12 protein-coding genes are annotated in these 13,661 nt (G+C 59.2%); 7 read left to right on the top strand and 5 right to left on the bottom strand.

The features are described 5' to 3' along the window. The first annotated feature begins 105 nt into the window (after window positions 1-105). The 5 genes from D3Z90_RS05195 to D3Z90_RS05175 all read left to right on the top strand — a co-directional run bounded on the left by D3Z90_RS05195 (window position 106) and on the right by D3Z90_RS05175 (window position 8,093). Window positions 106-1,533 (top strand): di-heme oxidoredictase family protein, encoded by a 1,428-nt coding sequence (locus D3Z90_RS05195; RefSeq protein WP_136474723.1) that lies wholly within the window; start codon window positions 106-108, stop codon window positions 1,531-1,533. A 16-nt stretch (window positions 1,534-1,549) separates the two neighbouring features. After that, a complete protein-coding gene (locus D3Z90_RS05190) occupies window positions 1,550-2,614 on the top strand; it encodes an imelysin family protein (RefSeq protein WP_136474722.1) in 1,065 nt (354 codons plus the stop codon). A gap of 2 nt (window positions 2,615-2,616) precedes the next feature. Further along, a complete protein-coding gene (locus D3Z90_RS05185) occupies window positions 2,617-3,714 on the top strand; it encodes a DUF1513 domain-containing protein (protein ID WP_136474721.1) in 1,098 nt (365 codons plus the stop codon). 139 nt (window positions 3,715-3,853) lie between these two features. After that, window positions 3,854-5,005, top strand: coding sequence for an efflux RND transporter periplasmic adaptor subunit (locus D3Z90_RS05180; protein WP_136474720.1), 1,152 nt, complete (start codon window positions 3,854-3,856; stop codon window positions 5,003-5,005). Window positions 5,006-5,018: 13 nt separating this feature from the next. Beyond that, window positions 5,019-8,093 (top strand): multidrug efflux RND transporter permease subunit, encoded by a 3,075-nt coding sequence (locus D3Z90_RS05175; protein WP_136474719.1) that lies wholly within the window; start codon window positions 5,019-5,021, stop codon window positions 8,091-8,093. 74 nt (window positions 8,094-8,167) lie between these two features. On the opposite strand, the gene D3Z90_RS05170 is transcribed toward D3Z90_RS05175, so the two are convergent. The 5 genes from D3Z90_RS05170 to colR all read right to left on the bottom strand — a co-directional run bounded on the left by D3Z90_RS05170 (window position 8,168) and on the right by colR (window position 11,868). Then, entirely contained in the window at window positions 8,168-8,392 is a 225-nt protein-coding gene (locus D3Z90_RS05170) for a hypothetical protein (RefSeq protein ID WP_136474718.1), read from the bottom strand. After that, window positions 8,392-9,099: a lipopolysaccharide kinase InaA family protein gene (locus D3Z90_RS05165; RefSeq protein ID WP_136474717.1), complete on the bottom strand. Its 708-nt coding sequence runs from the start codon at window positions 9,097-9,099 to the stop codon at window positions 8,392-8,394. Before D3Z90_RS05165 ends, D3Z90_RS05170 begins: the two co-directional genes overlap by 1 nt. A 6-nt stretch (window positions 9,100-9,105) precedes the next feature. Continuing rightward, window positions 9,106-9,786 (bottom strand): class I SAM-dependent methyltransferase, encoded by a 681-nt coding sequence (locus tag D3Z90_RS05160; protein WP_136474716.1) that lies wholly within the window; start codon window positions 9,784-9,786, stop codon window positions 9,106-9,108. A gap of 110 nt (window positions 9,787-9,896) precedes the next feature. Continuing rightward, complete coding sequence (locus D3Z90_RS05155) at window positions 9,897-11,195, bottom strand: HAMP domain-containing sensor histidine kinase (RefSeq protein ID WP_136474715.1); 1,299 nt, start codon at window positions 11,193-11,195, stop codon at window positions 9,897-9,899. After that, window positions 11,185-11,868, bottom strand: coding sequence for a two-component system response regulator ColR (gene colR, locus D3Z90_RS05150; RefSeq protein ID WP_136474714.1), 684 nt, complete (start codon window positions 11,866-11,868; stop codon window positions 11,185-11,187). Before colR ends, D3Z90_RS05155 begins: the two co-directional genes overlap by 11 nt. Window positions 11,869-12,057: 189 nt before the next feature. On the opposite strand from colR, the gene D3Z90_RS05145 reads away from it, so the two are divergent. Further along, entirely contained in the window at window positions 12,058-12,822 is a 765-nt protein-coding gene (locus tag D3Z90_RS05145) for a phosphatase PAP2 family protein (RefSeq protein WP_136474713.1), read from the top strand. A gap of 335 nt (window positions 12,823-13,157) precedes the next feature. Beyond that, the gene (locus tag D3Z90_RS05140; RefSeq protein ID WP_136474712.1) at window positions 13,158-13,454 is read left to right on the top strand and encodes a DUF6124 family protein; all 297 of its coding nucleotides are present in this window, start codon (window positions 13,158-13,160) and stop codon (window positions 13,452-13,454) included. Window positions 13,455-13,661: the final 207 nt, after the last annotated feature.

The following is a 13,661-nucleotide window of genomic DNA, read 5'->3' as shown; positions in this document are numbered from 1 at the left end:
AAACAAAGACAGATTTCATCAAGCTAACGCAAATCCCTCTTATTCCATGTTCCTGAGCCTGCTAAGCTTGCACGCCGGTTTTTTAGCTCAAGCTCAGGATTCTTGATGTCTTCGTCGCTGCTCCGTCTCAGCCCCCTGCTTCTGGCCATGACTCTGGCCGGCTGCGACGACGCCCCGCGTTTTACCCAGGCTGAACCCGGCGAGGCCTTTGCCGGTGGCAAAACCACCGTCAACAAGCGCGACCAGAATGCCTACTCGATGCCCTCGGCCAACCTGGCGCCAAGCCGACGCCTGGACTTCAGTGTTGGCAACAGTTTCTTTCGCAACCCTTGGGTGATCGCTCCGGCGACCACCACCGCCCGCGATGGACTCGGCCCGTTGTTCAACTCCAATGCTTGTCAGAACTGCCACATCAAGGACGGTCGCGGCCATCCGCCTGGCCCTTCAGCCAAGCATGCAGTGTCGATGCTCGTGCGCCTGTCGATCCCTGACCAGCCGCAGTACGCCAAAGTCATCGAGCAACTGGGGATTGTTCCCGAACCGGTCTATGGCGGCCAACTCCAGGACATGGCCGTACCAGGCGTTGCCCCCGAGGGCAAAGTACGCGTTCAATACACACCCGTACCCGTCGTGTTCAAGGACGGTAGCCGTGTCGAGTTGCGTCAGCCGCAGCTACAGATCACCCAGCTCGGCTACGGCCCCATGCACCCTGATACACGCTTTTCTGCCCGGGTCGCCCCGCCCATGATTGGCTTGGGCCTCCTCGAAGCCATACCCGAAGCAGCGATCCTGGCCAATGCCGATCCCGAAGATCGCAACGGAGACGGTATCCGTGGCCGCGCCAACCAGGTCTGGGACGATGCCCAGGGCAAAACGGTCCTGGGTCGCTTTGGCTGGAAGGCCGGACAACCCAATATCAACCAGCAAAACGTGCACGCCGCGTCCGGCGACATGGGCCTGACTACCAGCCTGCGGCCGATGGATGACTGCACCCCGAGCCAGGTCGACTGCCTGAAGGCCCCCAATGGCAACGGTGCCAATGGCGAACCTGAAATCAGTGACAACATTCTTCGCCTGATCCTGTTCTACACCCGCAACCTGGCGGTACCTGCGCGTCAGGACGTCGACTCGCCTCAAGTGCTTGCCGGGAAAAACCTGTTCCATCAGGCTGGCTGCCAAAGTTGCCATACCCCAAGTTTTACCACCGCTGCCGATGCCGCCGAACCCGAGCTGGCCAACCAACTCATTCGCCCTTACAGCGATTTGCTGTTGCACGACATGGGCCCTGGTCTTGCCGACAACCGCAGCGAGTTTGCCGCCAGCGGCCAGGACTGGCGCACGCCACCGCTGTGGGGCATTGGCCTGACCGAAACGGTCAGTGGCCATACCCAGTTTCTTCATGATGGTCGTGCCCGCAATTTGCTCGAAGCCGTGCTGTGGCACGGCGGCGAAGCGGAAGCGGCCAAGCAGCATGTATTGACCTTCAATGCCGAGCAACGCACCGCGTTGCTGGCGTTCCTGAATTCACTTTAAGACCAAGGAGCCGGGCATGTTCCGACCTAAACTGTTGTTCACCAGCCTCGCCGCTCTTGCCTTGGGCGCCTGCTCGCCGCAGGACCCTCAAGCCGTGACATCTGCGGCCATTGCCAAGCAAGTGATCTTGCCGACCTACAGCCGCTGGGTAGAAGCTGACCGTCAACTGGCTGTCAGCGCCCTGGCTTACTGTGAAGGCAAGTCGGACCTTGCCACGGCACGCGCCGACTTTCTGCACGCGCAAAAAGCCTGGGCCGAGCTGCAACCGCTGTTGATCGGCCCATTGGCCGAAGGCAACCGCGCCTGGCAAGTACAGTTCTGGCCCGACAAGAAAAACCTGGTCGGTCGTCAGGTCGAGCAACTGGTGGGCGCCGACAAGCCGGTCGATGCTGCAAGCCTTGCCAAGTCCAGCGTGGTAGTGCGCGGCCTGTCCGCCTACGAGTACATTCTGTTCGACAGCAAGCCAGACATCGCCAGCGCCGAACAGAAGGCCCGCTATTGCCCGTTGCTGGTCGCCATTGGTGAACATCAGAAAGCCCTGGCCGAAGAGATTCTCAAAGGCTGGAACAACACCGACGGCATGCTCGCGCAGATGACCAAGTTCCCCAACCAGCGTTACGCCGACTCCCATGAAGCCATCGCTGATGTGCTGCGTGCGCAGGTTACCGCACTGGATTCGTTGAAGAAAAAACTCGGCGCGCCCATGGGCCGCCTGAGCAAAGGCATTCCTCAGCCTTTGCAGGCAGAAGCCTGGCGCAGCCATTCCTCGCTCAAAAGCCTGGAAGCCAGCCTGAGCGCTGCACAAACCGTGTGGGTAGGTGTCGACAACCAGGGGCTGCGCGGCTTGCTGGGCAAGGACCAGAAAGCCCTGGCCGATAAGATCGACGCGGCCTACGCCAACGCAGTGAAACTGCTGAACGGCGCACAGAAGCCGCTGGGCGAACTGCTTGAAGACGAAGCCGGTCGCCAGCAACTCAACGATATCTATGACAGCCTCAACGTCGTCCACCGCCTGCATGAAGGCGAGTTGGCCAAGGCGCTGGGCATTCAGCTGGGCTTCAATGCCAACGACGGTGACTGATCATGTTGCGACGCCAGGCTCTGAAAATCGGTAGCGTCCTGCTCAGCGCCATCACGCTGGGCGGTTGGACCCTGTTTCGCGGCAAGGACAACGGCCCACTGTTGCTTTCGGCGCGCGACGACGCTGACGGCAAGCACTATGCCGTCGGTTATCGCCTCGATGGTACGCAGGTGTTCGCCACCGAGGTCGGCCAGCGTTGCCACGACATCATCAATCACCCCGAGCAGCCAATTGCCCTGTTTGTCGCCCGGCGCCCCGGCACAGAAAGCTACCTGATCGACCTGCGCGATGGCCGCTTGCTGCAAACCATCGCTTCGCAGCCGAACCGGCACTTCTACGGCCACGCCGTTATCCACAAGAGCGGCGAATGGCTGTATGCAACCGAGAACGACACCACCGATCCAGGTCGTGGCGTGCTCGGGGTCTACCGCTTTGACGGTGAGCGCCTGCACCACAGTGGTGAACTCTCCACGCACGGCATCGGCCCCCACCAAGTGTCGTGGATGCCAGACGGCGAAACCCTGGTGGTCGCCAATGGGGGGATTCGCACCGAGGCTGAAAGCCGCGTAGAGATGAATCTGGATGCCATGCAGCCAAGCCTGGTGCTGATGCAGCGCGACGGCACCCTGCTGAGTAAAGAAGTGCTGTCGCAACAGATGAACAGTGTGCGCCACCTGGCGATTGCCAATGACGGCACCATCGTCGCGGGCCAGCAGTTCATGGGCTCAGGCGAGGAAACGGCTGAATTGCTGGCGATCAAACGACCGGGGCAGGCGTTTCAGGCTTTTGCCGTACCGGAGCAGCAACTGCAATCAATGGCCAACTACACTGCCAGCGTGGCTATTCACAGTGAGCTGCGCTTGGTCGCCTTGACAGCGCCTCGGGCCAATCGCCTGTTCATCTGGGACCTGGATACCGCCCAGGTTCGCCTGGACGCCCCGATGCCAGACTGCGCAGGTGTTGGCGCGGTGGCCGACGGTTTCGTCGTAACCTCGGGTCAGGGCCGTTGCCGTCTGTATGATTGCCGCAAGAGCGAGCTGATCGGCCAACCCTTGCAGCTACCTTCCGGGCTCTGGGACAACCACTTGCACCTGGCCTGATCGGCCTTACTGTCATTGGGCCTGGAACACAGGGTTCCCAGGCCAGGTCAAATGCGTAATATTCGGCTACATCGCACGTGGGCAGGATCGCCCGTTGTCGTGCCAAACGAACAATAATTCGTATCCAAGGAACTGGACTATGCTGCGCCGCCGCATGCTCATCATGTTAGGTGTTGTTCTGTTACTCGTGCTGGTTCTTGGAAGCTACAAGGCATTCTCCATCTATCAGCAGGTCCAGATGTTCTCGGCCCCCAAGCCACCGATCAGCGTGGCGGCGACCGAGTCCAGCGAGCGCGCCTGGCAAAACCGCCTGCCCGCTGTTGGCAGCCTCACCGCCCTGCAAGGCGTCGACTTGAGCCTGGAAACCGCAGGCACGGTCAAGAAACTGCAATTTGAATCCGGGCAGAAAGTCAGCAAAGGCCAACCCCTGCTGGAATTGGACAGCGACGTTGAAACCGCGCTGCTTGGCACCGCCCAGGCCGACCTGGGCCTGGCCCAGGTGGACTTCAATCGCGGTAGCCAACTGGTCGGTAGCCAGGCTATTTCTCGCGGAGAATTCGACCGCCTGAGTGCACAGTACAAGCGCAACAAGGCCGTGGTCGACCAGCTCAAGGCTGCGCTGGCAAAAAAGAGCATCAGCGCCCCCTTCAGCGGCACCATCGGCATTCGCCAAGTGGATATCGGCGCCTACCTGGCCAGCGGTACCGTAATTGCCACCCTGCAGGACTTGAGCAGCCTGTATGTCGACTTCTTCGTCGCCGAGCAGGCCATTCCCAAACTGAGCATTGGCCAGCAAGTGCTGGTCAGCGTTGCCGCTTATCCTCAGCAAACCTTCCCCGGCACAATCAGTGCAATCAACCCCAAAGTCGAAGACAGCACACGCAACGTACAAGTTCGCGCCACCCTGGCCAATCCAGAGGGCAAACTGTTGCCTGGCATGTTCAGCAGCCTGCAGGTGTTGCTGCCCAATCCGCAGCCACGGGTGGTGGTGCCGGAAAGCGCGGTGACCTACACCCTTTATGGCAACTCGGTGTATGTAGCCGTCGCGAAGAAGAACGAGGAAGGCCAGGTGCAGAAAAATGCCGAAGGCCAACCCGAACTGGTCGCCGAGCGGCGCTTCGTCGAAACCGGCGAACGTCGCGATGGCCTGGTGGTGGTCATCAAGGGCCTGGAAGCTGGGGAGCAGGTGGTGACCGCCGGACAACTGAAACTGACCCAAGGCGCCTCCATCACGATCAGCCCGGACAAGACCCTGCAATCCGCGCCCACCACCCCATCACGGATCAACTGATCGAGGAGGCATCATGGCTTTTACCGATCCGTTCATCCGGCGTCCGGTGTTGGCCAGCGTGGTCAGCCTATTGATCGTGCTGCTGGGCTTTCAGGCATGGAGCAAACTGCCGATCCGGCAGTACCCGCAAATGGAAAACGCGCTGATCACGGTCACTACCGCCTATCCCGGGGCCAACGCCGAAACCATCCAGGGCTATATCACCCAACCCATGCAGCAAAGCCTGGCCAGTGCCGAGGGCATTGACTACATGACCTCGGTGAGTCGGCAAAATTTCTCGGTCATCTCCATCTACGCGCGCATTGGCGCTGACAGCGACCGCCTGTTCACCGAATTGCTGGCCAAGGCCAACGAGGTAAAGAACAAACTGCCTCAGGACGCAGAAGACCCGGTACTGAGCAAGGAAGCCGCCGACGCTTCGGCGCTGATGTACATCAGTTTCTACAGCAGCGAGTTGAGCAATCCGCAGATCACCGATTACCTGTCGCGGGTGATTCAGCCCAAGCTGGCTACCCTACCCGGTATGGCCGAGGCGGAAATCCTCGGCAACCAGTTGTTTGCCATGCGCCTGTGGATCGATCCGGTAAAACTGGCAGGTTACGGCCTGAGCGCCAATGAAGTAACCGATGCCGTACGACGCTACAACTTTCTCTCGGCTGCCGGCGAGGTCAAGGGCGAATACGTGGTGACCAGCATCAATGCCACCACCGAACTGAAAACCGCCGAGGCCTTCGCCAGCATTCCGCTCAAGACCAGCGGCGACAGTCGGGTACTGCTCGGCGACGTGGCGCGCGTCGAGATGGGCGCGGAAAACTACGACACTGTCAGCTCCTTCGATGGCACGCCTTCGGTATACATCGGTATCAAGGCCACCCCCGGGGCCAACCCGCTGGATGTGATCAAGGAAGTACGCAAGTTGATGCCGGAGCTGGAAAGCCAGCTACCACCCAACCTCAAGGCGTCCATCGCCTACGACGCCACTCTGTTCATCCAGGCATCGATCGATGAGGTAGTGAAAACCCTGGTCGAAGCGGTGCTGATCGTCATCGTCGTGGTGTTTCTGTTTCTCGGCGCCTTGCGTTCGGTATTGATTCCGGTCATTACCATTCCCTTGTCGATGATCGGCGTGCTGTTCTTCATGCAGCTGATGGGTTACTCGCTGAATCTACTGACCTTACTGGCAATGGTGCTGGCTATTGGTTTGGTGGTGGACGATGCCATTGTCGTGGTGGAAAACATCCATCGGCACATCGAAGAGGGCAAGACACCGTTCGATGCAGCCCTGGAGGGCGCCAGGGAAATCGCCATGCCGGTGGTGTCGATGACCATCACCCTGGCGGCGGTGTACGCCCCCATCGGCTTTCTGGAAGGCCTTACCGGGGCGCTGTTCAAGGAATTCGCCCTGACCCTCGCCGGTGCGGTGGTAATTTCCGGCATTGTTGCCCTGACACTGTCGCCAATGATGTGCGCCATGCTCCTGCGCCACGAACAAAACCCCAGCGGCCTGGCACACCGCCTCGACAAGCTGTTCGAAGGTCTCAAGGTGCGCTATCAGAAGCTCCTGCATGCCACCCTCAACACTCGGCCTGTGGTGCTGGTTTTCGCGGTCATCGTACTGTGCCTGATTCCAGTGTTCCTGATGTTTACCAAGAACGAGCTGGCCCCGGATGAAGATCAAGGCGTGATTTTCATGATGGCCACCGCACCGCAGCCCACCAACCTCGACTACCTGAACGCCTACACCGATGAGTTCATCGAAATCTTCAAGGCCTTCCCCGAGTACTATTCCTCGTTCCAGATCAACGGCTTCAACGGTGTGCAGTCGGGCATCGGCGGGTTCCTGCTCAAACCCTGGAACGAGCGCAGTCGTACCCAAATGGAACTGTTGCCACTGGTGCAAAGCAAACTTGAGGGCATTGCCGGCCTGCAGATCTTTGGTTTCAACCTGCCCTCCTTGCCTGGCACCGGTGAAGGCCTGCCATTCCAGTTCGTGATCAATACCGCCAACGACTACGAGTCGTTGCTGGAGGTGGCCGAACGGGTCAAGGCGCGCGCCCAGGATTCAGGCAAGTTTGCCTTCCTCGACATTGACCTGGCCTTTGACAAGCCGGAGGTCGTCGTTGAAATCGATCGGGCCAAGGCCGCGCAAATGGGGGTGTCCATGGATGCCCTGGGCGGCACCCTGGCGACGTTGCTGGGCGAAGCGGAGATCAACCGCTTTACCATCGATGGTCGCAGCTACAAGGTGATCGCCCAGGTCGAACGCCCCTATCGGGACAATCCCGACTGGCTGAGTAATTACTACGTAAAAAGCCAGCAAGGCCAGATGTTGCCGTTATCGACCCTGATTACCATCAACGACCGTGCGCGGCCCCGCCAGCTCAACCAGTTCCAGCAACTCAACTCGGCGATCATCCAGGGTTTCCCCATGGTCAGCATGGGGGAGGCATTGGAGACCGTGCGCAACATTGCCCGCGAAGAAGCCCCGCAAGGCTACGCCGTGGACTACGCCGGTGCCGCACGGCAATTCGTCCAGGAAGGTAGCGCGCTATGGGTGACATTTGGCTTGGCGCTGGCAATCATCTTTCTGGTGTTGGCAGCGCAGTTCGAGAGTTTCCGCGATCCATTGGTGATCCTGGTCACCGTACCCTTGTCGATCTGCGGGGCCCTGATTCCACTGTTCCTCGGCATCTCGAGCATGAACATCTACACCCAGGTCGGTTTGGTGACGCTCATCGGCTTGATCAGCAAACACGGAATTCTGGTCGTCGAATTTGCCAACCAGTTACGTGATAGCAAGGGGCTTACTGTCCGGGAGGCAGTGGAGGAAGCGGCTGCAATTCGCTTGCGGCCAGTCTTGATGACCACGGCGGCGATGGTTTTCGGCATGTTCCCGTTGATTCTGGCCGGCGGTGCGGGCGCGGTGAGTCGTTTCGACATCGGTATTGTCATCGCCACCGGCATGTCAGTGGGCACCCTGTTTACCCTGTTCGTACTACCGTGTGTCTACACCCTGCTGGCACGAGCGGATAAACCTCAACTCGTCCCGACCAATTCTCACGCCAGCCTGCCTCACGATCCGCAGTAACTAATCATGGGTAGCGCCTCATGGATAGCGCCTCATGGGTAGCGGCGAGGCAGGCGGGCGATAAGCACCCTCCGTCAGCTTTGTGGGCGTAAGCCTTGGCTCATTCCAAACAGAAAAAGTAGCAGGTCATGATCAGGACTGGCAGTTACCTGACTCTTGACCACCCGCGGTAGCGGACACTGCTCGGGAGCGGCATGGCTGAATACCACGGGGCCAGGTTCCTCCCAGGCCGCCACAGCAGCAGTGGCCACCCCGAGGGCTCCCACCAGAAACAAACCTCGAGCTATTTCTAGTTTCATTACTCTAAACCTTTGACTGCGCTGCCAAACGCCGTTTTGTAAAAGTAGAGTAGCTTTCGCCATTCTGCGTCATTGAATGACGAATGGCGGCGCAGTTGCTTTAGGTCATTGGCCGCTGCGCGATGGCAACTGATACGTCGCCGGCATTTCTCGAGGTCGAGCAGCGCCACTTCGGCGCGGGCCTCATCGCCTTCACCTATCACCTTGATGAACACATGCTTGCCGTACAGGCAGCCGTGTTGCCAATGACCGCGGTGCATACGGGCCAGGTTCTGTGCCAGGTCCGCCAGCATGCGTTCATGCAACGCCTCGCTGTAACGTTCGCGCGCGCCACTGGCGTACCAGCTGTCGCTATCCTCGAAACCGTCCAGCGCCTTGCTGACCAGCAATGCGCGCCATTGATTCTGCGCATCACGTTCGACGCCGCAATAAACGACATGCGGTACGCGCACGCCCAACTGCTCGAAGCTGTTGATTGCATCGTACTCGCGCAATACCGTCGGGCGGCCGAATGGGTGCATCAGGCTGCGGTAGATATGACCAATCTGGCGTTTGGAATACAGCATTTGGCCATTTTCATCGTTGAGCCGCTGCACACCGCTTTCCCCACCACGGCGCTGATTCGGCTCTTCCACCCATTCGCCCTGTTGCTGCCAGAAATGGTCAAACCGATTTGCCGCCGTTGGTTCTGAACGCCCTACCGCCATGCCTCACTACCCCTTACGTAATACATAAACTCGCCACATGGCATAGAACGGTAAAAAGTCCAAACGTTCCTGGATCCGGAACCCAGCGGCCTGGAACTCTTCTTCGACCGTGGCAACCGGTAACACAAAGCGATTCTGATAACTGCCCTTTCCGGTTTCAGCGTAACGATCCTGCTCGAGCTTTTTACGCCGCCAAGCCTTGAAATTGCCGTCAACCCACAGCGACAAGATTACGCTATCGCGGGTAACACGTTGAAATTCCGAGAGAATTGTTTTCCGATGAGCAGCATCACCAATGTGGTGCATCAGGCGCATGCAGAAAATACTGTCGACCGAGTTGTCCGGCAAATCGATCGCGAAAGCTGAAGTTTGCAAGGTCCGTACCCGCTCGACTATATGCGCAGGTTGCGACTTCGTGGCGGTCTCGAGCATTGCTTCGGAGTTGTCTGCGCCGATGATCACGCGATTGGGCTTTTCTGCTAGCAAGGGCCAGAAGCGGCCCGCGCCACAAGGAAGGTCGAGCACCAACCCTGGCTCACCAACCAGGGCCAGCGCGCGACGGGCCAATTGTTCATCCCGCTGGTGAGACAAGCGCCGAGCCAGGCCATCCTGATGCTTGAGAAAGTACTCCTGGGCGTGCTGCTGGTCGTACTTCTCGGAAAACTCGAGTTTGATGGGGCTACGCATGGTGCATCTCCTGACTCCAATGCCGCCCACCTTAAGCAGGCAAGCGTCAGTGCCAGGTTATGCCGGTGTGAAAAATTCGTTAGCGGTAGCGATAAACGCTACAGAACATTTCACGCATCTTCGAGGGGGCGTTCCGGGCCACGGCTCAGATCCACGTGAAAACAGCAACCATGGGGCTCCATCGCAGTCAGGCTCACCGTCCAGTTCTGGTCATCACAAATTCGTTGTACCAGCGACAGCCCAAGGCCAAGGCCCTCTCCTCGCCGCTCATCACCACGAACAAAAGGACGGAACATGGCCTCACGCTGTTCTTCCGGGATTCCCACGCCACTGTCCTCAACCCTGAACCCATCCGGTTCCAGAATCAGGCGAATGAACCCGTAGTCGGTGTAATGCGCGGCATTACGCAACAAGTTGCCCATGACCGCTTGCAGGAACGTGGCGTTGTACAGTGTGGGTAATCCCGCCTTGGCATCGTAATGCAGCGTCAATCCTTTCTGCTCGATGGTGTCGCGCCAGACGCCAACCAGGTCATCCGCCACTTCCTTGATACTCGCCTGCGATGCCACGGCGCCTTCGTCTCGCTGGGCACGGGCCAGCATCAAGAAGGTTTTTACCAACTCCTGCATTTCTTCGGTGGCGCGGGCGATCCGCTCAACCTGGGAGCGCGCGCGGGTATCGATATTGGGGTTGACCAGCAATAGCTCGCACGAGCTGGCCAGCACCATCAACGGTGTACGCAACTCGTGGCTGACATCACTGGTGAACAACCGCTCGCGCGTCAAGGCGTCGCGCAGACGGCCAAGGGTGTCGTCAAAGGCGACGGCCAATTGCCCGACTTCGTCAGCCGCATAATCCGGCGCCAGCGGCGGGGCCAGGCCCAGCAACTGATCGCGGTGTCGCACCTGATGCGCCAGGCGAATGACCGGCGCCATGACCCGTCGCGCCAGTACCCAGCCCAGAAATACGGCCAGCACCAGGCTCAGGACAAAGCCCACCACCACAACAGCGAACAGCACGCGCTCACGCTCTTCGAAATCGCTCTGGTCCTGCAGCAGTACATAACGCCGTCCATCCACGATCTCGACCATGGCGTGATAAGACAATTGCTCGCGGAACACTTCGTGAAAGCCCTGGCTCAGGTGGCGCAAGTCCTTGGGCATCTCGAAATCATCGCGCCCGCCACTGTAATAAAACAACTGGTCCGGACGCGGCCTGTGGCTCCAGTCGTTGACACTGTCCATACGCAACAAACGCTGCAGGTCACCACCGAGCACCGCCGAGATGAGACGTTCCTCAACCAGATGCACGGTGGCAACGATACCGAATGCGAAGGCGCCAGCCACCAGCGCACTCATCAAGGCAAAGGCAATGATGATCCGCTGGGCAAGGCTTTGTTTAAACTCCATCACGGCCCTCGGCCAAGCGGTAACCGACGCCATGCACGGTGTGCAACAACGGGCGCTCGAAAGGCTTGTCGATGACTTGGCGTAGTTGGTGTACGTGGCTGCGCAAGCTGTCGCTGTCAGGGCAATCATCGCCCCACAACGCTTCTTCCAACACCTCGCGACGCAGCACATGCGGGCTCTTCTGCATCAATACCGCCAACAGCTTCAAGCCAACCGGATTGAGCTTGAGCAGTTTGCTGTCGCGGGTAACCTCCAGGGTATCCAGATCGTAGATCAGGTCACTGACCTGCAAGGTACGTCGACCGCCACCCTGGGCGCGGCGCAGTACCGCTTCGATACGGGCTGCCAGCTCCGACAACGCGAAGGGCTTGAGCAGGTAGTCATCGGCGCCGGAGCGAAAGCCCTGCAAGCGGTCATCGAGCTGATCGCGAGCGGTGAGCATGATCACCGGCGTATCGCGACGAGCGTCTTCACGCAGGCGCTTGCACAGGGTGTAGCCATCAATGCCCGGGAGCATGATGTCGAGCACGATCAAGTCATAGTGTTCTGTGGCTGCCAGGTGCAAACCCGACAGTCCATCCTGGGCACAATCCACCGTGTAACCTTTCAAACCCAGGTAATCGGCCAGATTGGCGAGGATATCGCGGTTGTCTTCAACCAATAGAATTCGCATGGAGCTTCTCCCGTCCGGGGCATTTGCCTGCTTGGCAGGCGCAGCTTACGGCCATCAGCCACGCTCGGCTAGGTGGCCGAGACTTTATTGCAAGCTAACGATTTTTTCACTTTGTCTTCACGGACAAGTTATAGCCTCTCCTCGAGAATTGCCGGTCCGGATTGTCCCCTCGACCTGCCTGGACCTGCCATGCCCCTACCTGCCGCATCTCGCCCGCTCAATATGTGGATCGCCCTTGGGGTTCCCGTTGTCATTGCCCTGACCCTTGTTTTGCTGGAGCTGACCTCCATGGACATGGACCTGGCCAAACTGGCATTCGATCCAATAGCAGGTCAGTTTGTAGGGCGCCACAGCTACTTTCTCGAAGACATCCTGCATGACCGCGCCAAACAGGCAGTCATCCTTCTTAGCCTGGGCGCCATCATTGCTTTCATCTCAAGCTTCTTTTGGTCACGTCTTAAAGGCTGGCGTCGAGAGTTGGGCTATCTGGTGCTGGCGATGGCCTTGTCGACCAGTTTTGTCACGCCGGTCAAAGCGGTGACCGCGGTGCAATGCCCATGGAGCCTGAAGGAGTTCGGCGGCAAGGAAACCTACAGCGAACTGCTCAGCCCCCGTCCTGCCACCGACAAACCTGGGCGTTGCTGGCCAGGCGGGCATGCAGCAACGGGCTTCACCCTGTTTGCCCTGTTCTTCGCCCTGCGCGACCGCCGCCCGCGCCTGGCCCGCGCAGCGTTGCTGTTCGCCTTTGGCTTGGGCACGGTCTTCTCGATTGGACGCATGCTGCAGGGCGCACACTTCTTCTCGCACAACGTGTGGACCGCGGTGTTCTGCTGGCTGATCAGTCTGGGCTGCTATTACTGGGTGCTGTATCGAAAACCGGCGTCGGTCGCTGTGGGCGCAGCGCAGCGACAACGCGACATGACCCGTGATAGCGCCAATTCAGCCACCCCCTGATTGGCGACAGCGCCTACCTCACAACGGGCAGCGACAAATCGCAAGTCTGTAGGCGTTTTCTGTCGGACTATTCTGAATCATACTTCCGGTGCCGTTGCCTTGTTGTGCCAGGCCCTTCCTGGGCCTAGGCTGCTGTCGTCGTTGGAAAATCCAACGATCGGATTTAGCAGTCCGGCTCAATACTCGATGTCGACGGCACAACGCTATATGGCGGTTGTACGTGGGGCGCCTTCGGGTGCGCCGGGGTTCCTCGAGTATCCGGTCTGCTAACCCGCGTACAGCTGCCACCTCCGTTTAGCAGCGAAGCGTGGTGGCTTCATAACTCGAGGCCAACTATGAAAAAGCTCGTCCCTGATCCCCCCGATCTATCCACCGCAAGCACTGCCAACACGCCATTCGGCACCAACGGCATGTTCAACGTCCGCGAAGGCATTCCCGCCGAAGAAGCGCTGCTTCACGCTTGCCAGCTACTGCGATGCGCCGAGGCCACGGTCAGCGATGCACTCGATCACCTCTCCCTCAACGACCGCGCTATCGTTTCCGGCGCAGGCCAGCACGTAGAAGCTGCTCGGGCATTGATCGATGCAGTGCTTGATGGGCTTGGCGTGCACCGTATTTTCTCTCATCGATAGCTGGGCGGCTGGCTGGAAGCACGGGAACAAGTCCGCTCCTAGCGGATGGTTCACTGCCAGTGGAGCATGTTCGCTACGCGCCAAAAAGGTTGATCGCGGAATTCCGTGAACTACGCACCGGGCCTGCTTGCGGGTGAGCACCGGAATGTGGCTCGTGTGTCGATGGGCATATCCGTTTGATATGGTGGCACCACTGGCTGGTTTCGC

The sequence above is a fragment of the Pseudomonas sp. DG56-2 genome (genome assembly GCF_004803755.1).
Taxonomy (GTDB): Bacteria; Pseudomonadota; Gammaproteobacteria; order Pseudomonadales; family Pseudomonadaceae; genus Aquipseudomonas; species Aquipseudomonas auratipiscis.
This window is presented reverse-complemented; position numbering and strand designations above follow the sequence as displayed.

Coding starts and splice junctions, on each gene's coding strand:
- D3Z90_RS05140 (WP_136474712.1), top strand. CDS start 13,158: ATGAAAAAGCTCGTCCCTGATCCCCCCGATCTATCCACCGCAAGCACT.
- D3Z90_RS05180 (WP_136474720.1), top strand. CDS start 3,854: ATGCTGCGCCGCCGCATGCTCATCATGTTAGGTGTTGTTCTGTTACTC.
- D3Z90_RS05175 (WP_136474719.1), top strand. CDS start 5,019: ATGGCTTTTACCGATCCGTTCATCCGGCGTCCGGTGTTGGCCAGCGTG.
- D3Z90_RS05155 (WP_136474715.1), bottom strand. CDS start 11,195: ATGGAGTTTAAACAAAGCCTTGCCCAGCGGATCATCATTGCCTTTGCC.
- D3Z90_RS05195 (WP_136474723.1), top strand. CDS start 106: ATGTCTTCGTCGCTGCTCCGTCTCAGCCCCCTGCTTCTGGCCATGACT.
- D3Z90_RS05170 (WP_136474718.1), bottom strand. CDS start 8,392: ATGAAACTAGAAATAGCTCGAGGTTTGTTTCTGGTGGGAGCCCTCGGG.
- D3Z90_RS05185 (WP_136474721.1), top strand. CDS start 2,617: ATGTTGCGACGCCAGGCTCTGAAAATCGGTAGCGTCCTGCTCAGCGCC.
- D3Z90_RS05160 (WP_136474716.1), bottom strand. CDS start 9,786: ATGCGTAGCCCCATCAAACTCGAGTTTTCCGAGAAGTACGACCAGCAG.
- colR (WP_136474714.1), bottom strand. CDS start 11,868: ATGCGAATTCTATTGGTTGAAGACAACCGCGATATCCTCGCCAATCTG.
- D3Z90_RS05190 (WP_136474722.1), top strand. CDS start 1,550: ATGTTCCGACCTAAACTGTTGTTCACCAGCCTCGCCGCTCTTGCCTTG.
- D3Z90_RS05145 (WP_136474713.1), top strand. CDS start 12,058: ATGCCCCTACCTGCCGCATCTCGCCCGCTCAATATGTGGATCGCCCTT.
- D3Z90_RS05165 (WP_136474717.1), bottom strand. CDS start 9,099: ATGGCGGTAGGGCGTTCAGAACCAACGGCGGCAAATCGGTTTGACCAT.